The organism is Sphingobium lactosutens DS20, from assembly GCF_000445105.1.
GTDB lineage: Bacteria > Pseudomonadota > Alphaproteobacteria > Sphingomonadales > Sphingomonadaceae > Sphingobium > Sphingobium lactosutens.
Genome location: NZ_ATDP01000091.1, coordinates 1 through 26122 on the forward strand (window position 1 = coordinate 1; position 26122 = coordinate 26122).

General features: G+C 63.5%; 23 protein-coding genes and 3 pseudogenes. 13 read left to right on the forward strand and 13 right to left on the reverse strand.

Features of this window, described 5'->3' with window-relative positions; all coding sequences use genetic code 11:
• Positions 1 to 112 precede the first annotated feature (112 nt).
• The 3 genes and pseudogenes from istA to RLDS_RS41310 all read left to right on the forward strand — a co-directional run.
• Positions 113 to 1636, forward strand: coding sequence for an IS21 family transposase (gene istA, locus RLDS_RS41300; RefSeq protein WP_009823850.1), 1524 nt, complete (start codon positions 113 to 115; stop codon positions 1634 to 1636).
• Positions 1626 to 2432, forward strand: coding sequence for an IS21-like element helper ATPase IstB (gene istB / locus RLDS_RS41305; protein ID WP_009821099.1), 807 nt, complete (start codon positions 1626 to 1628; stop codon positions 2430 to 2432). The genes istA and istB overlap by 11 nt, the downstream gene beginning before the upstream one ends.
• 62 nt (positions 2433 to 2494) lie before the next feature.
• Positions 2495 to 2773: pseudogene (locus RLDS_RS41310) on the forward strand (CorA family divalent cation transporter); the annotation flags it as partial.
• A 62-nt stretch (positions 2774 to 2835) separates the two neighbouring features.
• On the opposite strand, the gene RLDS_RS41315 reads toward RLDS_RS41310, so the two are convergent.
• From RLDS_RS41315 to RLDS_RS55980, 3 genes and pseudogenes are all read right to left on the reverse strand, one after another.
• Complete coding sequence (locus RLDS_RS41315) at positions 2836 to 3243, reverse strand: response regulator (protein WP_007683354.1); 408 nt, start codon at positions 3241 to 3243, stop codon at positions 2836 to 2838.
• Positions 3244 to 3324: 81 nt separating this feature from the next.
• Positions 3325 to 3948 (reverse strand): response regulator transcription factor, encoded by a 624-nt coding sequence (locus RLDS_RS41320; RefSeq protein ID WP_007683357.1) that lies wholly within the window; start codon positions 3946 to 3948, stop codon positions 3325 to 3327.
• Positions 3938 to 4609 (reverse strand): annotated as a pseudogene (locus RLDS_RS55980) (sensor histidine kinase); the annotation flags it as partial. The gene RLDS_RS41320 and the pseudogene RLDS_RS55980, both read right to left, overlap by 11 nt.
• Before the next feature lie 56 nt (positions 4610 to 4665).
• Here RLDS_RS55980 and RLDS_RS55990 point away from each other — a divergent pair.
• From RLDS_RS55990 to RLDS_RS41350, 5 genes are all read left to right on the forward strand, one after another.
• A complete protein-coding gene (locus RLDS_RS55990) occupies positions 4666 to 5430 on the forward strand; it encodes an IS6-like element IS6100 family transposase (protein ID WP_001389365.1) in 765 nt (254 codons plus the stop codon).
• A 213-nt stretch (positions 5431 to 5643) separates the two neighbouring features.
• Positions 5644 to 6303: a PepSY-associated TM helix domain-containing protein gene (locus RLDS_RS41335; protein WP_031298234.1), complete on the forward strand. Its 660-nt coding sequence runs from the start codon at positions 5644 to 5646 to the stop codon at positions 6301 to 6303.
• A 17-nt stretch (positions 6304 to 6320) separates the two neighbouring features.
• Positions 6321 to 6851, forward strand: coding sequence for a DUF2271 domain-containing protein (locus RLDS_RS41340; RefSeq protein ID WP_021226292.1), 531 nt, complete (start codon positions 6321 to 6323; stop codon positions 6849 to 6851).
• 6 nt (positions 6852 to 6857) lie between these two features.
• On the forward strand, positions 6858 to 7691 hold the full coding sequence (locus RLDS_RS41345; RefSeq protein ID WP_031298236.1) for a DUF4198 domain-containing protein: 834 nt from the start codon (positions 6858 to 6860) through the stop codon (positions 7689 to 7691).
• Between the two features lie 110 nt (positions 7692 to 7801).
• On the forward strand, positions 7802 to 8665 hold the full coding sequence (locus RLDS_RS41350) for an FAD:protein FMN transferase (RefSeq protein ID WP_031298238.1): 864 nt from the start codon (positions 7802 to 7804) through the stop codon (positions 8663 to 8665).
• Between the two features lie 11 nt (positions 8666 to 8676).
• Here RLDS_RS41350 and RLDS_RS41355 read toward each other — a convergent pair.
• Positions 8677 to 10656, reverse strand: a pseudogene (locus RLDS_RS41355) (alpha/beta hydrolase family protein).
• A 133-nt stretch (positions 10657 to 10789) separates the two neighbouring features.
• On the opposite strand from RLDS_RS41355, the gene RLDS_RS41360 reads away from it, so the two are divergent.
• Entirely contained in the window at positions 10790 to 12472 is a 1683-nt protein-coding gene (locus RLDS_RS41360) for a M28 family metallopeptidase (protein ID WP_021226297.1), read from the forward strand.
• 15 nt (positions 12473 to 12487) lie between these two features.
• Here RLDS_RS41360 and RLDS_RS41365 read toward each other — a convergent pair whose 3' ends face one another.
• A complete protein-coding gene (locus tag RLDS_RS41365; protein WP_021226298.1) occupies positions 12488 to 12949 on the reverse strand; it encodes a DUF6265 family protein in 462 nt (153 codons plus the stop codon).
• A gap of 100 nt (positions 12950 to 13049) precedes the next feature.
• Between RLDS_RS41365 and RLDS_RS41370 the strand changes: the two genes are divergently transcribed.
• Both RLDS_RS41370 and aguB read left to right on the forward strand, forming a co-directional pair.
• The gene (locus tag RLDS_RS41370; protein ID WP_021226299.1) at positions 13050 to 14036 is read left to right on the forward strand and encodes an agmatine deiminase family protein; all 987 of its coding nucleotides are present in this window, start codon (positions 13050 to 13052) and stop codon (positions 14034 to 14036) included.
• A gap of 106 nt (positions 14037 to 14142) precedes the next feature.
• Complete coding sequence (gene aguB, locus RLDS_RS41375) at positions 14143 to 14991, forward strand: N-carbamoylputrescine amidase (RefSeq protein ID WP_021226300.1); 849 nt, start codon at positions 14143 to 14145, stop codon at positions 14989 to 14991.
• A gap of 13 nt (positions 14992 to 15004) precedes the next feature.
• Here aguB and RLDS_RS41380 read toward each other — a convergent pair whose 3' ends face one another.
• From RLDS_RS41380 to RLDS_RS41415, 8 genes are all read right to left on the reverse strand, one after another.
• Positions 15005 to 15688, reverse strand: a complete 684-nt coding sequence (locus RLDS_RS41380) for a Fe2+-dependent dioxygenase (RefSeq protein ID WP_021226301.1) — start codon at positions 15686 to 15688, stop codon at positions 15005 to 15007.
• Between the two features lie 62 nt (positions 15689 to 15750).
• Positions 15751 to 18120, reverse strand: coding sequence for a TonB-dependent receptor (locus RLDS_RS41385; RefSeq protein ID WP_021226302.1), 2370 nt, complete (start codon positions 18118 to 18120; stop codon positions 15751 to 15753).
• 61 nt (positions 18121 to 18181) lie between these two features.
• Positions 18182 to 18466, reverse strand: a complete 285-nt coding sequence (locus tag RLDS_RS41390) for a ribbon-helix-helix domain-containing protein (protein ID WP_021226303.1) — start codon at positions 18464 to 18466, stop codon at positions 18182 to 18184.
• Positions 18466 to 19188, reverse strand: a complete 723-nt coding sequence (phbB, locus tag RLDS_RS41395; RefSeq protein WP_031298240.1) for an acetoacetyl-CoA reductase — start codon at positions 19186 to 19188, stop codon at positions 18466 to 18468. The genes RLDS_RS41390 and phbB overlap by 1 nt, the downstream gene beginning before the upstream one ends.
• 25 nt (positions 19189 to 19213) lie before the next feature.
• Complete coding sequence (gene hemH, locus RLDS_RS41400; RefSeq protein WP_021226305.1) at positions 19214 to 20215, reverse strand: ferrochelatase; 1002 nt, start codon at positions 20213 to 20215, stop codon at positions 19214 to 19216.
• On the reverse strand, positions 20212 to 22479 hold the full coding sequence (locus RLDS_RS41405) for a molybdopterin cofactor-binding domain-containing protein (RefSeq protein WP_021226306.1): 2268 nt from the start codon (positions 22477 to 22479) through the stop codon (positions 20212 to 20214). The genes hemH and RLDS_RS41405 overlap by 4 nt, the downstream gene beginning before the upstream one ends.
• 38 nt (positions 22480 to 22517) lie before the next feature.
• A complete protein-coding gene (locus tag RLDS_RS41410) occupies positions 22518 to 22952 on the reverse strand; it encodes a CoA-binding protein (RefSeq protein WP_021226307.1) in 435 nt (144 codons plus the stop codon).
• 68 nt (positions 22953 to 23020) lie between these two features.
• On the reverse strand, positions 23021 to 23794 hold the full coding sequence (locus RLDS_RS41415; RefSeq protein ID WP_408021113.1) for an Mrp/NBP35 family ATP-binding protein: 774 nt from the start codon (positions 23792 to 23794) through the stop codon (positions 23021 to 23023).
• A gap of 271 nt (positions 23795 to 24065) precedes the next feature.
• Between RLDS_RS41415 and hflK the strand changes: the two genes are divergently transcribed.
• Together hflK and hflC are read left to right on the forward strand one after the other, a co-directional pair.
• Positions 24066 to 25193: an FtsH protease activity modulator HflK gene (gene hflK, locus RLDS_RS41420; protein WP_201767492.1), complete on the forward strand. Its 1128-nt coding sequence runs from the start codon at positions 24066 to 24068 to the stop codon at positions 25191 to 25193.
• A complete protein-coding gene (gene hflC, locus RLDS_RS41425; RefSeq protein WP_021226310.1) occupies positions 25193 to 26041 on the forward strand; it encodes a protease modulator HflC in 849 nt (282 codons plus the stop codon). The genes hflK and hflC overlap by 1 nt, the downstream gene beginning before the upstream one ends.
• The last annotated feature ends 81 nt before the right edge of the window (positions 26042 to 26122 follow it).

A 26122-nucleotide genomic window follows, 5' to 3' on the forward strand; every position in this document is an offset into this window, starting at 1 on the left:
TGTTGATTTCCACTGAGAAGTGACCCGGGTAGGGCGTAAATTTCCACTGAGAATTGACCCATGTTGAACTCGTCCCTGGCTTTGACAAGCGAGGGTATATGGAGTGTTGGACATGGCGTTATTGAGCGTTATCCGGCGCTGGCATTTTCGCGATCATCTACCGATCCGGGAGATAGCGCGGCGCACCGGACTATCACGCAACACGATCCGCAAATATTTGCGGTCCGAGACGATCGATCCGCGGTTCAAGGTGCCTGATCGACCAAGCAAACTGGACCCATTTGCTGAGCATCTGGCGGCCTGGCTGCGGCGCGATATGGGCCGATCGCGCAAGCAGAAGCGCACGATCAAGCAGTTTCACGCCGATTTGGTGAGCCTGGGTTATGAAGGATCCTACAACCGGGTTGCCGCTTTTGCTCGGGACTGGCGCGAAGATTATCGGCGCCAGCAACAGATTGGCGGGCGTGGGACATTCGTGCCCCTGTCGTTCGCGCCGGGGGAAGCTTTCCAGTTTGATTGGAGTGAGGACTGGGCAATCATCGCCGGGGTTCGGACCAAGCTGCAGGTCGCGCATTTCAAGCTCAGTTACAGCCGGGCATTCATCGTGCGCGCCTACCTGCTGCAAACCCATGAGATGCTGTTCGACGCCCATAATCACGCCTTCCGCGTGCTGGGCGGCGTGCCGCGCCGGGGTATCTATGACAATATGCGCACGGCCGTCGACAAGGTCGGGCGTGGCAAGGAACGCACCGTCAACGCACGCTTCCTGACGATGGTCAGCCACTATCTGTTCGAAGCTGAGTTCTGTAACCCGGCTGCGGGATGGGAAAAGGGGCAGGTCGAGAAGAATGTCCAGGATGCGCGGCACCGTCTGTGGCAACCCACGCCGCAGGTCGAAAGCCTTGATGCGCTGAACCTGTGGCTGGAGGAGCGCTGCAAGGCGTTATGGGAGGACATCCCTCACGGGATCGAACCCGGATCGGTTGCCAATGCCTGGGCCGATGAATCTGAGTGTCTGATGGTTGCGGGCAGGCCCTTCGATGGTTTTGTGGAATATCGCAAACGGGTATCGCCGACGTGCCTCATCCACTTTGAGCGCAATCGCTACAGCGTACCGGCCTCTTTCGCCAATCGCACTGTCAGCCTGCGCGTCTATCCTGATCGCTTCCAGGTCGTCGCCGAGGGGCAGCCAATCTGCGCACATCAGCGCATCATCAACCGCTCTCACGACGGTCCAGGTCATACGGTTTATGACTGGCGCCATTATCTGGCGGTCGTGCAGCGCAAGCCCGGCGCCCTGCGCAACGGTGCGCCCTTCCTTGAGCTACCCGATGCGTTCCAGCGTCTGCAGCGACATCTGTTGCGCAATCCCGGCGGCGACAGGGAAATGGTCGAAATACTGGCGCTGGTTCTTCATCATGATGAGCAACTGGTGCTGACGGCGGTCACCATGGCGCTGGAGGCTGGCGTTCCGACCAAGACCCATATCCTCAATCTGCTCTATAGGCTGGTCGACGGAAAACCGATCTCCACGCCGCCGGTGACGGCGCCCCAGGCGCTCAAGCTGGTCAGCGAACCGATGGCCAATGTCGAACGCTATGATGATCTGCGCAAGGAGAAGCGTCATGCGTCATGACCCTGCCAGCGGCGCCATCGTCGTCATGCTCCGCAGCCTCAAGATGCATGGCATGGCGCAGGCCGTCACCGATCTCATGGAACAGGGATCTCCAGCGTTCGAAGCCGCCATCCCGATCCTCTCCCAGTTACTCAAAGCCGAGACAGCAGAACGGGAGGTTCGGTCTGTGGCCTATCAGCTCAAGATCGCGCGCTTCCCTGTCTATCGCGATCTGGCCGGCTTCGACTTTACCAGTAGCGAGGTCAATGAAGCTCTGGTGCGTCAGTTGCATCGCTGCGACTTCATCGACATCGCCGACAATATCGTGCTGGTCGGCGGTCCTGGCACCGGCAAGAGCCATGTGGCAACGGCGCTGGGCATCCAGGCCATCGAACATCATCGAAAGCGCGTCCGCTTCTTCTCGACGGTCGAACTGGTCAATGCGCTCGAGCAGGAAAAAGCACAGGGCAAGGCCGGTCAGATCGCCAATCGCCTCCTGCACTCCGATCTCGTTATCCTGGATGAGCTTGGATATCTGCCGTTCAGTGCTTCAGGTGGCGCGCTGCTCTTCCACCTGCTGAGCAAACTCTACGAGCGCACCAGCGTCATCATCACCACAAACCTGAGCTTCAGCGAATGGGCCACCGTGTTCGGCGACGCCAAAATGACCACGGCGCTCCTCGATCGGCTTACCCATCACTGCCACATCCTGGAGACCGGCAACGATAGCTTCCGCTTCAAAAACAGCTCTGCCAAGCAGGCCAGAACCCAAAAGAGAAAACCACGGGTTGACCCACCCGTGACACCCGAAACATAATCCGCAGACGGGTCACTTCTCGATGGAAAACCCGGGTCACTTCTCAGTGGAAATCAACACTCAGGGTTGAGAGCGCCATCACCGGCATCCGCGACATCCTGATCTCGGTGTTCGAGGCGAGTCACCTGCTCGAACAGCAGCGCCAGGGTGCGATCACGCGTCAGCTTGCCGCCTGGGCCGCGATCCTCGCGGTGCCTACCGCGATTGCCGGAATCTACGGCATGAATTTCGAGAATATGCCCGAACTGAAGACGCAATGGGGATATTTCGTCATCCTCGGCGTCATCGCTGCGGTCTGCATTGGGCTCTACATCCGGTTCAAACGTAGCCACTGGCTTTGACGGCGCAGATCGGCTTTCCACATCGCGCCGGGCTGAGGCTGCCGGGGGCCGGCCGCCATAACTCAATGCTTTCGCAGAACCTCGGCGCGGTGCCGGTCCAACGCATCGAGCAAAGCCCTGCCGATCAAAGGCTTTGCGAGAACGTGATCGAAGCCCGCCTCGGCGGCCCGCCAGGCCAGCAGCGTGTCGTGAAAGCCTGAGATCATGATGGCGCGTCCCGACCATCCGATCTCGCGAAGGTGACGCAGCATCGCGAATCCGTCGATGTCGGGCATGCGATAGTCGAGGATGACGCAGTCTGCCTCCTTCGCGCGGGGGTCGGCCAACAGCGCGTGGCCGGTCGTATATCCCCACACGGCATAGCCGCGCGATCTCAGCAGCAGCTGGAGGCCACGCCGCACGCCGGGATCGTCGTCGGAGACGAGGATGGTGTATCTGCCATCATGCTGAGTGGAACGGACCGATGGCATTGCGAGAAGCGGACACCCGTGTGACGATTGCACCATCGATCGCATATCGCGCCTCGTCCCGTCGCTACGTAGAGGTCGCAGTCACTTCGGCTTGCGGCCCATGCCCGCGGCAAAGGCGATCCGCAGGGCTTCGGACAAATTGCGGACCTCGAGCTTGGCCATCAGGCTCGCGCGATGGACCTCGACCGTTCGCGATGAACAGCCCAGGTCATAGGCGATCGTCTTATTGGGCAGGCCGTTCGCCAGCCCTTCCAGCACTTCACGCTCCCGGGGCGTCAGTGCAGCGACCCGCACGCCGGCTTCAGAGGTTTCCAGAGTGCGAAAGTCGACATCGTCGAGACGCGCGAACGCGCGGCTGACGGCGCCGAGCAGGGCCGCTTTCTCGAAGGGCTTCTCGAGAAAGTCGACCGCGCCGCCTTTCATGGCCTGCACCGCAACCGACACGTCGCCATGGCCGGTCAGGACGATGACCGGCATGTTGACCCCGCGTGCTGCCATGGCGGCCTGAACCTCGAGACCGTCCATCTCGGGCATGCGCACGTCAAGGATGACGCAGCCGACGGCCGCCGACTTCGCCTCCTTGAGAAACTCCACGCCCGAGGCATAGGTCACGACGTCGTAGCCCGCGGTCTTGAGCGCAAAGCTCGCCGCCTTGCGGATGCTCTCCTCGTCGTCGACCAGATGGATGACGCGTCTATCCCCCATGTTCCTCCTCCGCCCGCGCATGGATCAAGGTAAAATGAAAGCGGGTGCCGCCGCGGTCGGGGCGCTCCATCCAGATACGGCCGCCATGCGCTTCGATGATGGTCCGGCAGATCGAGAGGCCGAGGCCCATGCCGTCGGCCTTTGTCGAGTTGAACGCCGTGAAGAGCTGCTCGCGGATTCCGTCCGCGATGCCGGGACCGGTATCCTCCACGGTCACCTCGATCAGCCCGTCAGGGCGCAACCTGGTCGCCACCTTGAGGTCGCGAACCGGACACTCCGCCATCGCCTCGATGGCATTGCGCATCAGGTTGACCAGCACCTGCTGGATCTGCACCCTGTCGACGAGGACCAGCGTCGCGGCGGGATCGACCGCAAAGAAGCTGCGGATGCCGCGCTCGCGTGCACCGACCAGCGCGAGCAGGCTCGCCTCGGCGATGACCTGCGGCAGCTCGTGGAGGCTCTTGTCGACCTCGCCGCGGGCGACGAAATCGCGCAGGCGCCGGACGATATGGCCGGCCCGCAGCGTTTCCTGTGCCGCATCATCCATCACCGACCGTAGCGACACGAAGGGTTCGTCGTCCCGCTCGTCGAGCATGTCGCGGATCGTCTCGAGATAGAGCGCGACCGCGGCAAGCGGCTGGTTGAGCTCATGCGCGGGCTCTGTTGCAAAAATCGTGAAGCTTGAGCATGCTTGGCGGAGATTGGACGGACGGAACGATGACGGATTTCAAGTGGCGCCATTTCCAGGGTGATGTGATCCTGTGGGCGGTGCGCTGGTATTGTCGCTATCCGATCAGCTATCGCGACCTTGAGGAAATGCTGGCGGAACGCGGCATTTCGGTCGACCATACGACGATCTATCGCTGGGTCCAGTGCTACGCCCCGGAGATGGAGAAGCGGCTGCGCTGGTTCTGGCGGCGTGGCTTTGATCCGAGCTGGCGCCTGGATGAAACCTACGTCAAGGTGCGGGGCAAGTGGACCTACCTGTACCGGGCAGTCGACAAGCGGGGCGACACGATCGATTTCTACCTGTCGCCGACCCGCAGCGCCAAGGCAGCGAAGCGGTTCCTGGGCAAGGCCCTGCGAGGCCTGAAGCACTGGGAAAAGCCTGCCACGCTCAATACCGACAAAGCGCCGAGCTATGGTGCAGCGATCACCGAATTGAAGCGCGAAGGAAAGCTGGACCGGGAGACGGCCCACCGGCAGGTGAAGTATCTCAATAACGTGATCGAGGCCGATCACGGAAAGCTCAAGATACTGATCAAGCCGGTGCGCGGTTTCAAATCGATCCCCACGGCCTATGCCACGATCAAGGGATTCGAAGTCATGCGAGCCCTGCGCAAAGGACAGGCTCGCCCCTGGTGCCTGCAGCCCGGCATCAGGGGCGAGGTGCGCCTTGTGGAGAGAGCTTTTGGCATTGGGCCCTCGGCGCTGACGGAGGCCATGGGCATGCTCAACCACCATTTCGCAGCAGCCGCCTGATCGGCGCAGAGCGACAGCCTACCTCTGACTGCCGCCAATCTTTGCAACAGAGCCCGTCAAGAAAACGACCTCAGGCAAATCGCCCAACCTCTCGCATCGTGCGACGTAAAGAATGGCGTGGCGCAAATTGACGCCGCCAATGACCAGATTCCGTTGCAACTGCGAGTCGTTCGCGTTACTGCGATGGCGTTGAGCCGGGGACGATCTATTGCAATGCACGCTACCGCACACACGCCTGGCATAGGCAAGTCGAAAACACCCAGACGGGGTGCCAAGGCTTTCTGGATGAAGCAGCTGCATAGCTGGCACTGGATGAGTTCCGCGATCAGCCTCATTGGCCTCCTGCTGTTCGCCTTTACCGGCATCACGCTCAACCATGCCGCCGATGTCGAAGGCGCATCCACGACGGTGGAACAAAGCGGTACGCTCCCCGCGCCGCTGCTGGCACAGATTGCCGCCGATGACGCGCCCGACGCCAAAAAGCCGCTCCCCAAAGCCATCCGCCGCTGGCTGGACGATCAATTCGGCCAGACCAGCGCGCAAGCGGCCGAATGGTCAGCGGACGAGATTTACCTCGCTTTGCCCCGCCCCGGAGGCGACGGCTGGATCGCCATCGACCGCCACAGCGGCAAGGTGACGGGCGAAAGCACCAGCCGCGGCTGGATCAGCTACCTCAATGATTTGCACAAGGGCCGCAATGCCGGTGCCGCATGGAAATATTTTATCGACGTCTTCGCTGTCGCCTGTTTCCTGTTCGCGCTCACCGGCCTGCTGCTGCTGCACCTTCACGCCCGCCGACGCCCCAGCACCTGGCCGCTGGTAGCCGCCGGCCTCGCCATCCCGGCCATCGTCGCCGTCATTTTCATCCATTGAGAGGGGGATCATCACCCATGCAGCTTCGTCATTCGCTGATGATGACAGGGGCCGCGGCCGGCGCTGCCAGTGCCGCCACCGCGCCAGCCAGCGCCCAGACCCTGGCCTTGTCCATCACCATTCCGCGTCTGAGTGTCGCTGAATATCACCGGCCTTATGTCGCGGTCTGGATCGAGAAGGAAGGCGCAACGCCCCGCACCCTGTCGGTCTGGTATGATTATGACATGCGCAATGGCGAAGGGACCAAGTGGCTGCGCGACGTGCGGCAATGGTGGCGCACGTCGGGTCGAACCATGACATTCCCCGCCGATGGCGTCACCGGCGCCACCCGCGCGCCGGGTGAGCAGAAGCTGACCTTCACTCCAGGCAAGGGGCCGCTCGGGTCCTTGACGGCGGGCAACTACACGATCGTCATCGAGGCTGCGCGCGAAGTGGGCGGACGCGAGGTGCTGCGACTGCCCTTTGCCTGGCCACCCAAGCCCGGCGCGACCGTGCGGGCAAAGGGCGCGAGCGAACTGGGCGCTGTGACACTGACATTCGGCAGATAAGGGGACATGAGGATGAAAAGGACATTTTTGGCTGTTGCCACCGCCGCGCTGCTGCTGACGCCGAGCCTGGCCCAGGCGCATCGCCAATGGATGCTGCCGTCAGCCACGTCCCTGTCCGGCGCGGAAAGCTGGGTCACGGTCGACGCTGCTATCTCCAACGACCTCTTCTATTTCGAGCATTTCCCGATGCCGACGGACGGCATCGTCGTCACCGAACCGGATGGCGCGACCGGAACGATCGAAAACGCCGCCAAGGGCCGCTATCGCTCGACTTTCGACGTTCATCTGACCAAGCCCGGCACCTACCGTATCGCTTCGGTCACGAAAGGCCTGATGGGCAGCTACATGCTGAACGGGAAGCGGGAGCGTTTGCCGCGCGGCACCACCAGGGACAAGCTCGCCAGCGTCCTCCCGGCAGGCGCGACCGATGTGCAGGCCAGCGAAGCCAGCAACCGCAACGAAATCTTTGTGACATTGGGGGCGCCCACCACCAATCTCTTTACACCAACCGGCGACGGCATCGAAATGGTCCCCGTCACCCATCCCAATGACCTCGTCGCGGGCGAAGCGGCGACACTCCAGTTCCTGCTGGATGGCAAGCCCGCATCTGGCCTCAAGGTCACGCTGATCCCGGGCGGGATTCGCTATCGCGACACTCTGGGGCAGATGGATCTCGCCGCCGATCAGGACGGCAAGATCGCCGTCACCTGGCCCGAACCGGGCATGTACTGGCTGAATGCCACGGTGGGCGGCCGGCGCGAGGGCGCGGGCGAAGCCGATGCGCCGGCAGGCCAGCGACGGGCCTCCTACGTCACGACGCTTGAGGTGCAGGCGCCCTGACCGTCACTGGCACCATAGCCCCTCGCATAGCGATCGCGCCCGGCCTGTCGCCGGAGATGTTCCTGGGCCGACACCGCCGTGGCGCGATCAGGCGCTTTAGCGGCCCGACGATGGGAACGACATGGTCTGCATCGGTTGTGGACCCGCCCGCCGACATGGGCAAGATCGTCCAAGCCGTGCTGGACATGGTCGTCGCGCAGATGAGCAACTGGGAGGCGGGCTCGGTCATCAGCCGCTTCAACAGGCATCCGATCGGCGGATGGATGACCCTGCCAGCCGAAATGGGGACGGTGCTGCGCGCCGGACTGGACGTCGCGCGCTTGTCGGACGGTGCATTCGATCCCGCCCTTGGTCGGCTGGTCGACCATTGGGGCTTTGGCCCGCACGTGGCGGACGCCGTTCCGGCCTGCGCCAGCCCGTGGACTTCCATTGAAGTCGACGATGATCGCGCCCGCCGCCTTGCCGATGTGGCGCTGGACTTTTCGGGCATCGCCAAGGGTTTTGCCGTCGATGCGGTTGCCGAAGCCCTGTGGGCATCAGGCGTGGCCAATTTCCTCATCGAAATTGGCGGCGAATTGCGGGGTGTGGGCGTCAAACCGGACATCCAGCCATGGTGGGTGGATATGGAAACGCCGCCCGGCATGAGCTTCCCGCCGTTGCGCGTGGCGTTGAGCGGGCTGGCGACTGCGACATCGGGGGACTATCGCCGCTTTCGCATGGAAGCGGGCCGTCACCTGTCCCACAACATCGACCCGGCCATCCGGGCGCCGATCCGCAATGGCGTCGCCAGCGTCACGCTCTTGCATGACAGCGCCATGATGGCGGACGCCTGGGCGACCGCCATCACCGTCGCCGGACCGGAAAAAGGCTCGGCGCTCGCCCGCGAAAATAACCTTGCGGCCCGGATGATCGTTCGGACCGATGCTGGCCCGCGCGAATATCTCACCCCGGCGCTCGAAGCCATGCTGGGGTAGCGCAACCGGCGCTATTTCCCCGCTGCCAGAAGGAAATCCGCGCTTTTTTGCAGCATGTCTGCGCGGGCGTCGCTGTCCAGCAGGCTGTGGGTCAGCCCATCATAGATGACCAGCTGGCTGCGCTTGCCGGCCCCCTGCAATTTGGCCTGCATGATCTTTGCCTGGCTTATGTCGACATTATTGTCGTCGGTGCCGTGGAACATCAGCACCGGCGCGCGGAATTCGGCGGCATGATTGGATGGCGACGCCTCCGCCGCCTCCGGTCCTGTGCCCATGCGCTGCTGTTGCAGCAGATAATTGGAAAAATACTGGCTGCGCCGCATCCGATCTGCAAAATCCGTCACCGGCGCGATCGCCACGACTGCCTTGAACAGCGCGGGATCGACCGCCTGCGCCTGAAGCGCCGCATAGCCGCCATAGGACCAGCCCGCGATCGTCAGCTTGTCGGGATTGGCGATGCCCTGCGCAACCAGCCAGCGTCCGGCATCGATCACGTCGCCGATCGCCGTCCGCCAGGAACGATAGCCATTGCGCATCAGCCACGCCTCGCCAAAGCCAGCAGAGCCGCGGAACTGCGGTTGCAGCACGGCGAACCCGCGCGCTGCATAATATTGGACCATCCAGTCGAATCCCCATTCGTTCCGCGCTTCCGGGCCGCCATGGGGCAGGACGATGGCTGGCAGCCCCTTCGCTGTCTCCTTGCCCGGCGGAAGGGTGAGATAGGCAGGGATCATCGTGCCGTCGCCCGCCTTATACTGAACCGACTGCATGGTGGCGAGCACCCGACCCGCAAGCTCGGGTCGGTCAGGCATGATCGGCGACAATTTGCGCGCGGCGCGGTCGAACAGATAATATTGGCCGGGATCGACATCGCTGCCGGCCCAGATCAGGACACGATTGCCATCGCGGCTCATGTCGCTGATGTTGACTGCCTTGCCGCCCAGCGCCTTGCCGAGCGAAGAGATGAGCGCCTGCGCCTGTTCGTCGAAATAGACCGCCTGACGATGGTCGGTGACATAACTGGCACCGACCACGCGCCGGTCGCGACCGACGCGGATAAGCCCGCTTACATCCACGTCCGGGTGTGAGAATATGACCGTCCTGGCACGACCAGGGTCCAGCGCGACCGTGACCAGCGCATCGCGACCATCCATCTTTTCAAACCCGTAAGCGACGTTCTATGTCGGATCGACGGCAACCGGGTAGAAACCGCTGTTGTCGCGGGTGTCGTATAGGGACAGATCGCTCCAACCCGACTTTCCAATTGGCCGATAGAGGAATTTGTACGTGCCCTTGGCATAACCGGATGTACGATTTTCCTGCAGGGCCATGATGCGCACATGCCCCTGCCCATCGGAAATATAGCCGACCGCAAGCTTGTCGGGATTTTCGATCCTCTTGGCCGAACCACTGCGCGTATCGATCCGGTCGACGCCCAATCCTTCCAGCTTCTTTTCGATGAGGCTGCCGATCTTGGCTTCGGGCACATAGGATCGTGTCATGAGAACGGCGTCCTCATCGCCAGGCAGCAGGTCGATCACATCGCCGCCCCTGAAATCATAGCCCAGCGCATTCGCACCGCGCCGCTGGCTCAGCAACTTTGTGTCTGCGCCATTGGCGCTGACGGCAAAGACATTGGAAAAGCCATAGACGTCATCGCCATAGCGTTGCTCGCCAAATATCTGGCAGGCAAGACGGTCGGCCGATACCCAGTCGCAACGCTGGAGATATTCGGGCCGACCGCTGGTCGAGGCTACGACCTTTATGTCGGCGCCTTCGCGCGCTTCAAGAACATAGGCGCGGCTGGTGCGCCCCGGCCCCGCTGCGATCAGCGCGATCGTCTGGCCATCGGGCGACAGGCTGGCCGAAGAAATGGCTTCCCGCGCGCCAAAGGCCTTTGCCAGGGCGTCGGCTTGTCCCTGTGCCAACGCGGCCGGCGTCGACCCCGCCAGCCAGAGCGCGATGCATGCCGATTTCATGGTTCCGCTCATGCCCTGTGATCCCCATATATTCCCCTGAATTGCAGTGGCTAAGCCAAGGCGGACATTATGGTAACGGGCTTGCTTGCCCTGGCCGCTGCCCGGTGGCATCACGCCCCTATCGATAAGAAAAAGGGACAAAATCATGCGCAGCTCCATACTGGCGATCGCCGCCATATTGGCCCTTCCGGCCTGCACCACCATGTCAGATACGCCGCCTGAAAGTGCGTCGGCCCAGCCTGCGGCATCGGGCGTGACGCCATCCATCGATACGATGAAGCGGCTGGTGCAAGAATTGTCCTCGGACGCCTATGAAGGCCGCGCTCCCGGATCGGCCGGGGAAGAAAAGACGCTGGCGCTGCTGTCGTCGGAATTTGCCAGGCTGGGGCTGAAGCCCGGCAATAATGGCAGCTGGTTCCAGGACGTCCCGCTGGTCGAAATCACTGCCAGAAATGTGTCTCCGCTGCGCTTTACCGGCGGCGCGTCGCCCGTCACCGCCGCCTATGGCCCTGAAATGGTGATCGGCACCTATCGCACGACGCAGCCGCATATCGCGGTGAAGGACAGCCCGGTCGTCTTCGTCGGCTATGGCATCAATGCGCCCGAAAAGGGCTGGAACGACTATGCCGGCGTCGATGTGAAAGGGAAGACGGTCATCATCCTGGTCAATGACCCCGACTATGAGACGTCGGGCCTCGATGGCACCTTCAACGGGCGGGCGATGACCTATTATGGCCGCTGGACCTATAAATATGAGGAAGCCGCGCGGCAGGGCGCGGCGGCTGCGATCATCGTGCATGACACCGTGCCCGCCGCCTATGGCTGGAACGTTGTGCAATCCAGCTGGACCGGCGCGCAGCATGTTGCCGACAGCGCCAATGGCAACGCCGATCAGTCCGCCGCGATCGGCTGGATTCAGAAGGACAAGGCGCAGGCACTCTTCGCCAGCGCGGGCCTGGATCTGGACGCACAGATGCGCGCCGCCAAGCAGCCGGGTTTCAAGCCAGTGCCTCTGGCGGGCGTCAAGGCGAACGTCTCCTTCGACAATGACCTGCGCAAGCATAGCTCGAAAAATGTCGTGGCCCTGCTGCCGGGCAAGACGCGCCCGGACGAATATGTGCTCTACAGCGCCCATTGGGACCATCTGGGGCGGTGTCAGGCGGCACTCGATGGTGACGACATCTGCAATGGCGCGGTCGACAATGCCACCGGCACCGCTGCGCTCGTCGCTCTGGCGGAAGCGAATGTGAAGGCGGGTCCGACCGACCGGAGCCAGGTCTTTCTGGCGGTGACGGCCGAGGAATCGGGGCTGCTGGGGTCGGCCTATTATGGCGAAAACCCCGTCTTCCCCTTTTCGAAGACCGTTGGCGGCGTGAACATGGACGCGCTCAGTGTCGCGGGCCGGGCGAAGAATGTCGTGGTGATCGGCAAGGGCAAGTCGCAGCTTGACGCCTATCTGGACCGCGCTCTGGCCGCGCAGGGCCGGGTCGCGACGGTCGAACCGACGCCGGAGAAAGGCTACTACTACCGCTCGGACCATTTCAGCTTCGCCAAGCACGGCCTGCCGATGCTGTATTTCGAAGGCGGCGAGGATCTGGTGAATGGCGGCACGGCGGCCGGCATGGCGGCAGCGGAGGACTATACCAAGAACCGCTATCATGGCCCGAAGGACGAATATGATCCCAATTGGGACTGGAGCGGCGTCGCGGCAGACCTCAAACTTTACTATGACGTCGGTCGCGCGCTTGCCGAAACCACCGACTGGCCCAATTGGGTCGAGGGCGATGAGTTCCGCGCCATCCGCGACAAGGATCGCGCCGGTCAGTAAGCCAGGGGCGAGGACCTATTTCCCGGCCGGGGAATAGGTCCAGCTCTGGGTCTGCGATCCATCCATTCGCGACGTTTCCGCCATCAACAGCCGCCCTTCGCGCCAATAGCGGATACGTTGCGGATAATCATGGTCGGGGTTGGCGAAGCTGATGTCACGCACGCCCTGCTCGACCAGCTTGAATGGCGTCTCCGGTCCACCGTCGGGCGCGGCATGGAGCATCACTTGGCCCGCGCCATCGCGGACGATGCGAATGACCTCCCAGCCCAGCAGGCTTTCGCCGCGCCCGTTGCGGCCAACGCCAATCATCGTGCCGCCGCGCGGCAGCGTCCACACTTCCTCCGCCCAGCGATCGCCGCGCTGCTGGACCCATTCGCCCGTCAGCCATTCCGGCAATTCGTCCGCCCATGCCTTCTCCGACGGCAAAAGCGACAGCAGCAAGGCCATCGCCACGGTCGGGATACCCGCCTTCCTCATCGCAACCCTCTGTCCAGACCGGTGATCGCGCGTTATGGAGCGCGCACCTTTTCCTGACTCATCATGATCCGGCACGCCAGGCCGGGCAAGGATATTGCACATGACCTTCCGCATGCCCGCCGAATGGGCGCCGCACGACTGGACCTGGATCGGCTTTCCGACCAACCCTGCCGAATGGCCCGGCGCATTCGATGGCGCTCGCGAGCAGATCGCGGCTTTCGCCAATGCCCTGCACGCCGGCGGCAAGGGCGAGGAGGTGCGCCTGGTCGTCGCGCATGACGAGGACGCAAGGGCCGCCCGCGATCTGGTCGATGCAGCTGTCATCATCGTTGTCGCGAACCTCGGCGACGTATGGCTGCGGGACACCGCGCCGATCGCCGTGCTGAACGGCACGGGCGGGCGCGCGCTGGTCGATTTCGGCTTCAACGGCTGGGGCGGTAAATATCGGATGCCGGGTGACGAGGATATCGGCGCGCGGCTGGCGGCCACCACCGGCCTTCCCACGTCGACGCAAAACTGGGTGTTCGAAGGCGGGGCGATCGACACCGACGGCACCGGCCTGTTCGTCACGACCGAACAATGCCTGCTCAACCCCAATCGCAATCCCGACCTTGATCGCGGGAAGATCGAAACCTTGCTGGCGGGGAGCCTGGGCCTATCGGACATGCTGTGGCTGGGGGAAGGCCTGCTCAACGATCATACCGACGGGCATGTCGACAATCTGGCGCGCTTCGTCGGGCCTGGCGTGCTGGCGCTTCCCGTCGCCACGACCCCGGACGATCCGAACGCCGCCATCTACGCCGACGCGCGCGCCCGCGCCAAGGCGCATGGGCTGGCGGTGGCGGACGTCCCCTCCCCCGGCCTGGTGCTGGTCGATGGCGAACCGATCCCGGCCAGCTACATGAATTTCTATGTCGGCAACGCTGCCGTCATCGTGCCCATCTATGGCCAGCCCAACGACCAGGCGGCGCTCGATGCCTTCCGCCCCTTCTTTCCCGGACGAGAGATTGTAGGATTGCGCAGCGACGCCATATTGTCGGGCGGCGGCAGCTTCCATTGCTGCAGCCAGCAAATGCCCAGTCTCTGATGTTCAGCCCCGTTCGTCCTGAGTAGCCATTGAGCGAAGTCGAAATGGCGTATCGAAGGATACTTCGATACGAGGCACGAACGGTATGACATAAGCAGGAATTAGAATGACCAAGGTTACCGTCGCCGCACTTCAGCTCGCCTTTTCCGACGACAGGGCGGACAATATCGCGCTGGTCGCCGACCATGTGCGCAAGGCGGCGATGCGCGGCGCCAAGATCATCCTGCCACCCGAACTGTTCGAAGGCCCCTATTTCTGCCGGGTCGAGGACGAAGCCCTGTTCGCCAACGCGCTGCCGACGGACGAGCATCCCGCCGTGCAGGAAATGCGCAAGCTAGCCAAGGATCTGGGCGTCTACATTCCGACCAGCTATTTCGAGCGCGACGGCCAGCATCATTATAATTCACTCGCCATGATCGACGATCAGGGCGAAATCATGGGGGTCTATCGCAAGAGCCATATTCCCGATGGGCCAGGCTATGAGGAAAAATATTATTTCCGGCCCGGCAATAGCGGCTTCAAGGTGTGGAAGACGCGACATGGCACCATCGGCGTCGGTATATGCTGGGACCAATGGTATCCCGAAACCGCGCGTTGCATGGCGCTGATGGGAGCGGAGATGCTGTTCTACCCCACCGCCATCGGCTCTGAACCCTATGATGCGGAACTTGACACCAGCCGCATGTGGCGGCGGGCGATGATCGGCCATGCCGTGTCCAATTGCATGCCCGTGATCGCCGCAAATCGCATTGGCGAGGAAGAGGGCCAGAGCTTCTACGGCCACAGCTTCATCAGCGACGAATGGGGCGATTATGTCTCCGAAGCCGATGCGAAGGACCATGGTGCGCTCGTCGCGACCCTCGACCTCGACCGCGCGCGCATGCACCGCGCGGGCATGGGTTTCTTCCGCGATCGTCGGCCCGACCTTTATGGTCGCATCGCGCAGGACATCTGACCTGCGGAGGGCCTTAGACGTCGGCCCAGCGGCGCAAGAGATTATGATAGACGCCGGTCAGGCGGATGACCTCAGCATGATCCTGTCCCAGCTGCGCGGCAACACCTTGCACACTGCGATCGAGGTCGAACAGCATCTGCCGCGCGGCGTCATCGCGAATCATTGACTGAAGCCAGAAGAAGCTGGCGACCCGCCGTCCGCTTGCAACCGGCTCGACGCGATGGAGCGACGACGAGGGGTAGAGGACGGCATGTCCGGCAGGCAGCTTCACCTGCTGCACGCCAAACTGGGTTTCGATCGTCAGCTCGCCGCCCTCATAGGCTTCGGGCGGCTCCAGAAACACCGTGACGGACAGGTCGGACCGCACGCGAAAGCCAGTGCCGGCCTGGATACGCACGGCATTGTCGACATGCACGCCAAAGGATTGCCCACCGGCATAGCTGTTAAACAGCGGCGGAAAGATGCGCAGCGGCAGCGCGGCCGCGATGAACAGCGGCGATCGCCCGAGCGCGTCAAGGATCATCTGCCCCGCCTTTTTGGCGGCAACGCCGTCCTCTGGCAGTTGCAGGTTATTCTTGGCCAACGCGGATTGATGGCCCGACGTAATGTTGCCATCGACCCAATCGGCCGCATCGATGATCGCGCGGATGGCTGCAACGCCCGGCATGTCGAGAAGGTCGGGGATGGCGATCAGCATGGCAAGATCGTTAGGGTAAAGCGGGGCGACGAACAAGCAGCCCGCCGCCCTCCCCTAACCAGTCAGAAACTGTAGAACAGGCTGAACCGCGCGGATCGCGCTTCGCCCGGCGTCGCCCAGCCGCCCGACACCACGCCCGTGCTGGAACTGACATTGTTGCGAATGCCGGTATAGTAGCGCTTGTCGAAGAGGTTCTGGACGTTGAGCTGCGCCGTCAGGCCATTGTTGAAATTCCATGACAGGAAAGCACGGTGGACCCAATAATCATCCGCGCGATACTGGGTGCGGTTGAGAAGATTGGTCTGGTTGAGCGCGAAGCTGCCCTGATAGGTGACGCCATAGCCGACCTCCAGCCCGATGGGCGTGCGGTAGCTGGTGTAAAGGCTGCCCGAATGTTTGGGCGTCTGAATCAGATCATCGCCCTTTGACGGGTCCGGCAGGGCCGCGCTGTTGTTGCAAGCCGGCCGGGGATTGGCGAGGCAATCGTTGGAGATGCCCTGGATGATCTTGCTGTCCAGATAGGTGTAATTGGCGAAGACCAGCCAGTTTTTGGTGATATTGCCCGTCAGGCCCAGCGCCACGCCATCAACGCGCGAATGGCCGTCCAGCACCTGGAAGGTGGCATTGGTCGCCGGGTCATTGGTCGACACGCGATAATTGGTACGCTCGTTGCGGAACAGCGCCGCCGTCGCCAGCAGTTTGCCACCCATCAGGTTCGCCTTGGCCCCGATTTCGTAGCTGCGCGCGGTTTCGGGCGCGACATCGCAATAGTCGACCAGCGAGGCTCCCGAACCGCTGGTGCAACCCGCGCGCACCGTGGCGGAAGACGGCGTCTTGCTGTTGGCGAAGGCGGCATAGAGGCTGGTGTCGGCCGTCGGCTTGAAGACCGCGCCGATGCGATAGGAAAAGAGCGTATCCTGGCTGCGCTGCCGCATACCGGTGGTTGTGGCGCCGCCGGCCGCCGGCGTCGCGATGCTGTCAGCGCGGAAGATGTTGCGCACATCTTCATAGCGCAGGCCACCATTCAGCTCGAACTGGCCGAACTCGACCGTGTCGAAGGCGTAGACCGCGATGTTGCGGCTGTCGCCATAGCTGCGGCCCGATGGGATATAGTTTGTCGGCCCGGTCCAGTCCGTATCGGGGTTGGCAAGGTCGATGTCCGCCTGAGCCAGCACGCCCCCGCTTGCGTCGCGCAGCAGATTGCCGGTTTCGATGCGGTAATCCTCCTGCGTGGCCGACGCGCCGATGACCAGCGTGTTGCGCAGACCACCAGCGTCGCCGCTGACGATCCGCAGGTCGGTCTGGGTATAGAGAAGATCGTTGAGCTGGTTGCGGACCAGTCCGCGCGGCCCGGACGGGCGATAGGTGCCATTTGCCAATCCCGTCGGGCAGACCAGCGGTGTCACCAGGTCAACGTTCGTGATCGGCTGAACCCCGGTGGACAGACAATAGGTGCCCTGCGGCGCGCTGGTGACGCTGTCCTGCCGGACCCGCTGCCAGCGCCCCAATGTGCGCAGCGAGACGGCATCGCTGAACTGATGCGCAAAGATCGCGGTGAACCGATCAATATCGATATCCTGGCGATCGAGATTGGCGATCCCGAAATAATCGCTGGGGTCGACATCGGCCAGAGGGCCGTCGTTGATGGCGTTGTTGAAATAGGGCACGCCATAGACAGGCTTGTTACGATCTTCCTGATGGAGATAGGCGAGCGTCAGGCTGGTCGGGCCGTCCATGCCGAGCGTCACCGATGGCGCGACGCCCCAGCGTTCGAACCGCTCGACATCGCGACCCGGCACATCATTGCGATGGACCATGGCATTAAGCCGCACCCCGATGAAATCCGACACCCGCTGATTGCTGTCGATCGTCGCGCGATAATAATCGTCCGTGCCGATGCCGGCTTCAACGATGGTCAGGTCGCTTGGCTGCGGCGTCTTTGACACAAGGTTGATGGTGCCCCCGACCGAGCCGGACCCGTTATAGACGGAATTTGCGCCGTTATAGACTTCCACCTGCTGCGTGTTGAAGGGATCGGTACGGCTATATTGCGCGCTGTCGCGCACGCCATCCTGGGTGATGTCGTTATTGGCGGAATAGCCGCGCAGGTTGATGCTGTCGCCATAGCCGCCCCCGCCCTCGCCAGCGCCGAAGGTGATGCCCGGAACCGTGGACAGGACGTCGCGCAGGGTCAGCAGGTTCTGCTTCTTGATGGTCTGATCGGAAATGATCGTGACCGTCTGCGGCGTGTCGATGATCGGCGCGATATTCTTGGGATTGACGAGTTCGTCGGCATAGGTCGCACCGGTGACGACGATGGAATCCTGCGATATGGCTGCCGGCGCGGCTTCGGCGGCCAGTGACGGCCCCGCCGACAAGATCCCCACACAGCCCATCGCCAGATACGACATGCCCTTGGCGTCTGAAAACATCGATACCCCCCAACATCATGCGTTGCGCAGCTGCTATTGCGAATCGTTCTGACTGTCAACGCTATTGAGAATAATTCTTATCAGCGTTTTGGATATGTTCGGCAAAGAGCCAGCAGCGGATCGCGCTGGCCAGATTGGGCGCAGGGTCGGCAGTCATGCGCGCAAGGTCGATCCGCGCGATGAGGGCATTTACGGGGATGGATTGATCCGCTGCCGCTACGCGCAGCGCGTCCCAGAATATCGGCTCCAGGCTGATGGCGGTCTGGTGGCCGGCAATGGTAACGCTCCGCTTTACCGGCGGAGCGAAGGGCGACCCGTCGGACTCGTCAAGGTCGCCCCTGTCCATCAATACATATGCTGGCCGCCGTTGATCGACAGCGTGCTGCCGGTCACGAAGCCGCCATCCTCGCTGCAGAAAAAGGCGACGCCGCGCGCGATTTCGTGGGCCTGGCCCAGCCGGCCGACCGGGATCTTGGCAACGATCTTTTCCAGCACCGGGGCAGGCACGGCGGCGACCATGTCGGTGTCGATATAGCCGGGCGCGATCGCGTTGACGGTCACGCCATATTTCGCGCCTTCCTGCGCCAGCGCCTTGGTGAAACCATGGATGCCCGACTTGGCAGCGGCATAATTGACCTGGCCATATTGGCCGGCCTGGCCGTTGATCGAGCCGATATTGACGATGCGGCCCCAGCCGCGCTCACGCATGCCGCCGAAACAGGCTTTCGCCATGTTGAAGCAGCCGCCAAGGTTGATACGCATGACTTCGTTCCAGTCATCAAAGCTCATCTTCGCCAAAACGCCGTCGCGGGTGATGCCGGCATTGTTGACGACGATATCGACAGGCCCGATTGCTTCGGCAACCTGCGCGCACCCGTCGAGGCAGGCTTGATGGTCGCCCACGTCCCATTTGAAAGCGGCAATGCCGGTCTTGTCCGTGAACGCCTTGGCCTTTTCGTCGTTGCCGGCATAGTTGGCGGCGACGGCATAGCCCATTTCCTTGAGCGCGAGACTGATTGCCTCGCCGATGCCCCGCGTTCCGCCGGTTATGATCGCCACTCTCGACATATCAGCGTCCTCTTCCAAACAGGGGTCAGTCCATCCAACCCGAAAGTTCGCGGCCTATAAGCCTCTGATAGAGGGTGATAGCCTCCGCGGACGCGTTTAGACAGGGCAAATAGGCGAAATTTTCCCCGCCAGCGGCCAAAAAGGCGTCTTTTGCGCGCAGCGCGATTTCTTCCAGCGTCTCAAGACAGTCTGCCGAGAAGCCGGGTGTTGCCACGGCAATATTGCGGACACCGTCGCGCACCAATCCGGCCAGAGTCGCTTCCGTTTCCGGCTCCAGCCATTTGGCGCGGCCGAAGCGTGACTGGAAACTCATATGGACCGGCAGCGCCAATGCCTCCCCCAACAGGCGGGCGGTCTTGACCGACTGGCAGTGATAGGGGTCGCCCAGCTTCAGCGTCCGTTCGGGCATGCCGTGAAAGCTGGCGAGCAGCGCATCGGGGCGGAACGGCAAGGCGGCGATGGCCCCTTCGATCGAATGGCGAAGCGCTTCGATGTACGCGGGGTCGTCGTGATAGGGCGGCAGCGTGCGCACCGCTGGCTGCCAGCGCATCTTTGCGAGGGCCGCAAAGGCTGCGTCATTGGCGGTGGCGGTCGTCGCGCCGCTATATTGCGGATAGAGTGGCGCCAACAGGATGCGGTCGCACCCGGCCGCCTTCATCGCCTTCAATCGATCGCCGATCGCGGGATTGCCATAGCGCATCGCCCATTCGACCAGCACCCCGTCGCCCAAAGCCTGCCCAAGCGCCTGAGCGGTGGCGCGGGTATGGACGGCGAGCGGCGACCCCTCGGCCGTCCATACCTGCTGATAGGCGTGCGCCGATTTCTTCGGCCGCGTCGTCAAAATCGCGCCGCGCAGGATCGGCTGCCACAGCAAGGGCGGAATTTCGACGACGCGCCGGTCGGACAGGAATTCGGCAAGATAGCGGCGAACCGAAGCGGCGTCCGGCGCGTCCGGCGTGCCCAGATTGATGAGCAGCACGCCAATCTTTGGCGCGGGGATGACGGGGTGTTCGGCGGGAAGGGTCATGGCGTTCCTACAAGGGGCAGGCTGCGGATGCGCTGGCCCGTCCAAGTGTAAAGCGCGTTGGCGATGGCGGCGGCGACCAAGGGCGCGACGAGGTCGTTAACGCCCGTCGGCGCGGCGGTGCTGCGGATCATCTCTACCGATATCTCGCCAATATCCGCCAGACGCGGCAGGTTCATGCGGCCCAGTATCGCCCGCGTTGGCAGGCCGCGCGCATAAGGGACCGAGGCGCCGGTCGCGAAGGCAAGGCCGAAGACCAGGCCGCTTTCGATCTGCTGGCGCATAATGTCCGGATGCACGGGATCACCGGCGTCCACCGCCGCGATGATCCGGCCGACCGCGATCCGATCGCCCGCCATGGATGCTTCGACCATGACGGCGGCATAGGCGCCGTCGATCATATGCGCCGCCATCCCCTGCCCGCTGCCGGCAACGCCGCCCTGCCAGCCCCCCATCGCCGCTGCCGTGGTCAGGCAATGGGCGAGCCGCGGATTGCCGCCGAGCATCTGGATGCGAAAGGACATGGGCTCGATATTGGCGAGATGCGCCAGTTCGTCGATGAAACTTTCGGAGAAGAAGACGCTGTTCAGATGCGCATTAGCGCGCACGAAGCCAAGCGGCAGGCCGACGTCGGCGGGGTAATGATCCACCGCCCAATTGGGGATGGCATAGGGCGGCGCCATGCCCGCGACGGCGAGCCGGTTCGCGCTGTCCGCCACATCCTGCGCAGCGTCATGGGGCAGCTTGCCATCGGCGATGCGCGCCCATGTCTGCGCCATCGCGCAGGGCGCGGCGACCTTTGCCAGCCACCCCTCGATCGCGCCATTGCGCCCGACCCTGGCGGCCATGCGCGCGCGCGCCGGTGCGCTCGGCCTGTCCTGGATGACATCTTCCAGCCGCGACCATAGAAGTTGCACGGGCCGTGCCATCTCCCGGGCGATCAAGGCGGCCTGCACACCCACGTCCCAGTCCATCGCCCGCCCAAAAGAGCCACCGGCATGCAGCGGATAAAGCGTTACGGCATCGCGGGTCATGCCAAGCGCATCGGCGATGGCGTCACGCGCCAGGCCCGGCGCCTGGGTCGCCATCCAGATTTCCGCGCCGTCCGAAGTGACGCGCGCGGTCGCGCAGGGCGGCTCGATCGCGAGATGGAGGGAGGCATCGACCTGATATTCGCTGGCAAGGATGGTCGCGCCGTCAAACACCGGCTCCAGATCGCCCTGCGCATAAAGGCGCCGGCCCGATGATTTGGAAAATGCCGCCTCCAGAGCAGCGTCGATGACGTCGCTGCCGACCGGCGTTCCGCGCAGCGTGAAGACGGGATCGGCGAGGTCCAGCGCCTTGTTCGCCGCCCACCAGTTGCTTGCCACTGCGGCGACCCAGCGATCCTGCTTCACCAGCTTCAAAAAGCCCGTGACGCCGCTCGCAGCGCGGTCGTCCAGCCCGGCAAGGACGGCGTCGCCGATCGGTCCCTGGCGGACCGATGCGAACACCATGTCGGGCAGGCGGATATCAGCGGCAAAATTATGGGTGCCGTCAATCTTGGACGGGGTATCAAGGCGCGGCAGATCCTGCCCGGCCAGACGCCCATCCTGTCCTTGGCGATAGGGCAGGATCGGCGGCAGATCGAAGGCGACCGCCTCCCCCGCCACCTCGCCGATCTTCATGCGGCGCTGCGCGCCGTCGGAGATCAGGCCTTCCTGTATGTCGGAGCTTTCCCAAGGAATGCCCCAGCGCGAGGCCGCCGCCTTGCACAGCAGGACGCGGGCCGCCGCCCCGGCGTCGCGATAGGCGTCATGGAACATCGGGATCGACGTTCCTGCGCCCGTCAGCATCAGCGCGCTGCGTGTGGCATATTGATCGATCGCCCAGCGACCGGCATCGCCCAGCAATCGGGTCCAGTCGCTGGCCAGCCACTGCCGCGCGAGCAAGTCATTGGCGTATAGCGGACTGATCGGCGCGCTCTGCACCGCCACCGTGCGCCAGTCCGCGCCCAGTTCGTCCGCCAGTATCTGCGGCAGGACCGTCGTCACCCCCTGCCCCATTTCGGTTTGGGGGACGACGACGATGATCTGGCCCGACCGGTCGATCTTCAAAAAGGCGTTGACGATAGTTTCCGTGGGTCCGGCAGCCAAATTGGGCGCATAGGTGCGCGGCCACGCCCCCCAGGCGAGCAAAAGTCCTGCCGCCGCGCCGCCGCCGATCAGCAGCGTGCGCCTGTCGAGGCCTTTTTCTCTGACCGATTGCTTCCGCGGTGCGCGCCCCATGATCGCCTGATACTGGCGCGCGATGCCGCTGCCTAGAGCTATTCGGCGCGAATGGGCGCGACGCCAAGACGCGGAATTTCGATGGCGGGGCAGCGGTCCATCACCACGTCCAGCCCAGCCGCTTCGGCGCGCGCGGCCGCTGCCTCGTTCACGACACCGATCTGCATCCAGACCGCCTTCGCGCCAGCAGCTATGGCGTCGTCCACAGCCTCGCCCGCTGCTTCGCTGCGACGGAAAATATCCACCATGTCGATCGGCACGCCAATGTCGGACAGGCGACCCCAGACAAATTCGCCATGGACATGCTCGCCAGCCAGCAGCGGATTGACCGGTAGCACGCGATAGCCATGGTCCTGCAGAAAGGCCATCACGCCATAGCTCGGCCGATCCGGGCGATCCGATATGCCGACCAGCGCGATGGTGCGAGTGCGGTCCAGCAGCGCGGCGATATCCTGCGGGTTGGTAAGCGGCATGGCGTCCTCCTTATCTTGGCACGACAGAAGATGCACGAGGCGGCCGGACGTTCCCCGTCAGCCCCGGATCAGGCGGAGGCGGGCTGCTCAAGCCATGCCGCCACCTTTTCGGCAATGGCGCGGAAGGCGTCGGCATGGGGACCTTCACCCGCCGCCGGCGGATCGCCGGCATCGGACTGGCGGCGAATGTCGATGGCGAGCGGCACGCGGCCCAGGAAAGGCATGGACAGCGTCGCCGCTTCCCGTTCCGCGCCCCCTTCGCCGAACGGATCGGAAATTTCGCCGCAATGGGGGCAGGCATAGCCTGCCATATTTTCCACCAGCCCCACCATCGGCACGTCCGCTTGCGCGAACAGGCTGACGGCGCGCGTGGTGTCGATGAGGGCAAGGTCCTGCGGCGTCGACACGATCACCGCGCCGGCGGGCTTGTGCTTTTGCACCATCGACAGCTGAATGTCGCCGGTGCCCGGCGGCAGGTCTACGATCAGCAGGTCCGTATCGCCCCAGTCGGCGTCAATCAGCTGGCCGAGCGCCCCGCTCACCATCGGCCCGCGCCAGGCGAGCGCCTTGCCCGGCTCCACCAGATGCGCCATCGACAGCATCGGCACGCCCATCGCGCCGGTGACGGGAATCAGCTTCTTGTCGCGGGCGACGGGCTTTTGATCCTCGCTGCCCATGAGCCGCGCCTGCGAGGGCCCGTAAATGTCGGCATCAACCAGCCCGACTTTGTGGCCCAGGCGGTGCAACGCAATGGCCAGATTGGCCGACAGCGTCGATTTGCCGACGCCGCCCTTGCCTGACGCGACCGCAAGAATGCGCGTCGAACGACGCTCGGCAGTCATGGCGATCCGCACATCGCTGACCCCCGGCACGGTCAGGCCGCCTTCGCGGATGGCCGCGACCAGTCCATCGCGCTGATCGGGACCAAGGCCACCCACATCGAGCGCGAGCGTCATCACCCCGTCGCGCACGCGCGGCGTGCTGGCGCGGCCATCGGTCAGGGTCTTTAAGCGGGCGGCGAAATCGTCAAGATCGGTCATGGCGATGCGCTGTAGGCAAGTTTCGCGGCCATTGGCACTGTTTTTCAGGCGAGAGCCTTCCTATAGAGGGGGCATGAGAAGAATTTTCGGGTGGATGCCCGCGATCACAGCGATGGTCCAAGGCCCCTGGGGGGGCAAGAATGACGGACCCGGCGGGGACGGACCAAAGGATGGCGACGGCGGCCCGCGCAACCCCTGGACTCAGCCCGGCAAGCCGACCGGCGGCGGGCAGAAGGGGCCTTCCGCGATCGAGGAACTGCTGCGGCGTGGCCGCGACAGTTTCGGTCAGGGCGGCGGGGGACGCAATGGCGGCTTTGGCGGCATGCCGCCCTCGGCCGCGGGCAAGGCACTGTGGCCCATCGCCATCGGGATCATTCTGATTTTGTGGCTGCTGCTCACCAGCATCCATCGCATCGGCCCGCAGGAACGGGGCGTCGTGACCATCGTCGGCAAATATAGCCGCACCCTGTCGCCGGGCATCAGCCTGACCCTGCCCGCCCCGTTCGAAGCGGTGACGACGGTCGATGTCGAGGAAATCCGCACCATCGATATCGGCTCGGTCAGCGCGGAGAGCGAAAATCTGGTGCTGACCGGCGACCAGAATATCATCGACCTCGCCTATTCGGTGCGCTGGAACATCCGCAATCCCGAACTCTACCTGTTCCAGCTGTCGGACCCCGATGACACGGTGCGCGAAGTCGCGGAAAGCGCGATGCGCGCAGTGCTGGCGAGCGTCAGCCTGGACGACGCGCTGGGCGCGGGTCGCACCACCATCGAGCAGCAGGTCGAACAGCGGATGCAGGAGATACTGGACGGCTATAAATCCGGCATCCGCATCCAAGGCGTCGCGATCAAACAGGCCGATCCGCCGACCGCCGTCAACGACGCGTTCAAGGAAGTGTCGGCCGCGCAGCAGACCGCGCAGACCTACCTCAACGAAGCGCGCGCCGCCGCGCAGCAGGTGACGGCCAAGGCGCAGGGCGAAGCCGCCGCCTTCGACAAGGTCTATGAACAATATCGGCTGGCGCCCGAAGTGACGCGCCGGCGCATGTATTATGAAACCATGGAGAGCGTCCTGTCGGATGTCGATAAGACCATCGTCGAAGGGAGCAATGTGACCCCCTATCTGCCGCTGCCCGAACTCAAGCGGCGCGCGCAGGCGACCCCGACGCCCGAAGCGTCCAGCACGGAGGGCCAGTGATGCCCGGATTCCTGCGTCATCCCGTCGCGCTGGCCATCATCGCGCTAGTGCTGCTGATCATCGTCGGCAGCACGGTCGCGATCGTGCCCGAAACCAGACAGGGCGTGGTCGTTCGCTTTGGCGACCCCAAATATATCATCAACAGCTATCGGGCGAACGAAGCCTTTGGAAAGACGGGCGCGGGCATCATCCTGCGCGTGCCGTTCGTTGACCAGATCGTCTGGATCGACAAGCGCGTCCTGTCGGTCGAGATGGAGCGGCAACAGGTGCTGTCGACCGATCAGCTGCGCCTGCAGGTCGACGCCTTCGCTCGATACCGCATCGTCGACCCGCTGCGCATGTATATTGCCGCTGGCAATGAGGAGCGGGTTAGCGATGCGCTGCGCCCGATCCTGGGGTCTGCCCTGCGCAACGAACTGGGCAAGCGACCCTTCGCCGCGCTGCTCAGCCCCGAACGCGGCCAGGTGATGGACAATATCGAGGCCGGCCTCAACCGGGTCGCCCGCCAATATGGCGCGCAGATCGTCGACGTGCGGATCAAGCGTGCCGACCTGCCCGATGGCGCGCCGCTGGAAAGCGCGTTCAACCGGATGCGCACTGCCCGCTCTCAGGAAGCGCTGACCATCCGCGCGCAGGGCGCGAAGCAGGCGCAGATCATCCGCGCCGAAGCGGACGCGAACGCCGCGCGCATCTACGCCGAAAGCTATGGCAAGGACCCGCAATTCTACGATTTCTATCGGGCCATGCAGAGCTATCGCTACACCTTCGCGCCTGAACGCAGCGGCGACACCAACATCATCCTGTCGCCGGACAATGAATTCCTGCGACAGTTCCAAGGAGGGCGTTGACAGTCGGTGGCCCAAGCGGCTGTTTTGTTACGGAACCAGTGTCATTCAATGAGGGTTAAGGCAAGGCGGCGCATTTCTTGA

Bases quoted from the DNA above. Each gene is read 5' to 3' on its own strand.
- RLDS_RS41405 (WP_021226306.1), bottom strand. From the start codon at position 22,479: ATGGGGCGCGCACCGCGGAAGCAATCGGTCAGAGAAAAAGGCCTCGAC.
- RLDS_RS41390 (WP_021226303.1), bottom strand. From the start codon at position 18,466: ATGGACAGGGGCGACCTTGACGAGTCCGACGGGTCGCCCTTCGCTCCG.
- istA (WP_009823850.1), top strand. From the start codon at position 113: ATGGCGTTATTGAGCGTTATCCGGCGCTGGCATTTTCGCGATCATCTA.
- hemH (WP_021226305.1), bottom strand. From the start codon at position 20,215: ATGACCCTTCCCGCCGAACACCCCGTCATCCCCGCGCCAAAGATTGGC.
- RLDS_RS41350 (WP_031298238.1), top strand. From the start codon at position 7,802: ATGGGAACGACATGGTCTGCATCGGTTGTGGACCCGCCCGCCGACATG.
- RLDS_RS55990 (WP_001389365.1), top strand. From the start codon at position 4,666: ATGACGGATTTCAAGTGGCGCCATTTCCAGGGTGATGTGATCCTGTGG.
- aguB (WP_021226300.1), top strand. From the start codon at position 14,143: ATGACCAAGGTTACCGTCGCCGCACTTCAGCTCGCCTTTTCCGACGAC.
- RLDS_RS41370 (WP_021226299.1), top strand. From the start codon at position 13,050: ATGACCTTCCGCATGCCCGCCGAATGGGCGCCGCACGACTGGACCTGG.
- RLDS_RS41360 (WP_021226297.1), top strand. From the start codon at position 10,790: ATGCGCAGCTCCATACTGGCGATCGCCGCCATATTGGCCCTTCCGGCC.
- RLDS_RS41335 (WP_031298234.1), top strand. From the start codon at position 5,644: ATGCACGCTACCGCACACACGCCTGGCATAGGCAAGTCGAAAACACCC.
- istB (WP_009821099.1), top strand. From the start codon at position 1,626: ATGCGTCATGACCCTGCCAGCGGCGCCATCGTCGTCATGCTCCGCAGC.
- RLDS_RS41365 (WP_021226298.1), bottom strand. From the start codon at position 12,949: ATGAGGAAGGCGGGTATCCCGACCGTGGCGATGGCCTTGCTGCTGTCG.
- hflC (WP_021226310.1), top strand. From the start codon at position 25,193: ATGCCCGGATTCCTGCGTCATCCCGTCGCGCTGGCCATCATCGCGCTA.
- RLDS_RS41415 (WP_408021113.1), bottom strand. From the start codon at position 23,794: ATGACTGCCGAGCGTCGTTCGACGCGCATTCTTGCGGTCGCGTCAGGC.
- RLDS_RS41315 (WP_007683354.1), bottom strand. From the start codon at position 3,243: ATGCCATCGGTCCGTTCCACTCAGCATGATGGCAGATACACCATCCTC.
- RLDS_RS41345 (WP_031298236.1), top strand. From the start codon at position 6,858: ATGAGGATGAAAAGGACATTTTTGGCTGTTGCCACCGCCGCGCTGCTG.
- RLDS_RS41410 (WP_021226307.1), bottom strand. From the start codon at position 22,952: ATGCCGCTTACCAACCCGCAGGATATCGCCGCGCTGCTGGACCGCACT.
- RLDS_RS41320 (WP_007683357.1), bottom strand. From the start codon at position 3,948: ATGGGGGATAGACGCGTCATCCATCTGGTCGACGACGAGGAGAGCATC.
- phbB (WP_031298240.1), bottom strand. From the start codon at position 19,188: ATGTCGAGAGTGGCGATCATAACCGGCGGAACGCGGGGCATCGGCGAG.
- RLDS_RS41340 (WP_021226292.1), top strand. From the start codon at position 6,321: ATGCAGCTTCGTCATTCGCTGATGATGACAGGGGCCGCGGCCGGCGCT.
- hflK (WP_201767492.1), top strand. From the start codon at position 24,066: ATGAGAAGAATTTTCGGGTGGATGCCCGCGATCACAGCGATGGTCCAA.
- RLDS_RS41385 (WP_021226302.1), bottom strand. From the start codon at position 18,120: ATGTTTTCAGACGCCAAGGGCATGTCGTATCTGGCGATGGGCTGTGTG.
- RLDS_RS41380 (WP_021226301.1), bottom strand. From the start codon at position 15,688: ATGCTGATCGCCATCCCCGACCTTCTCGACATGCCGGGCGTTGCAGCC.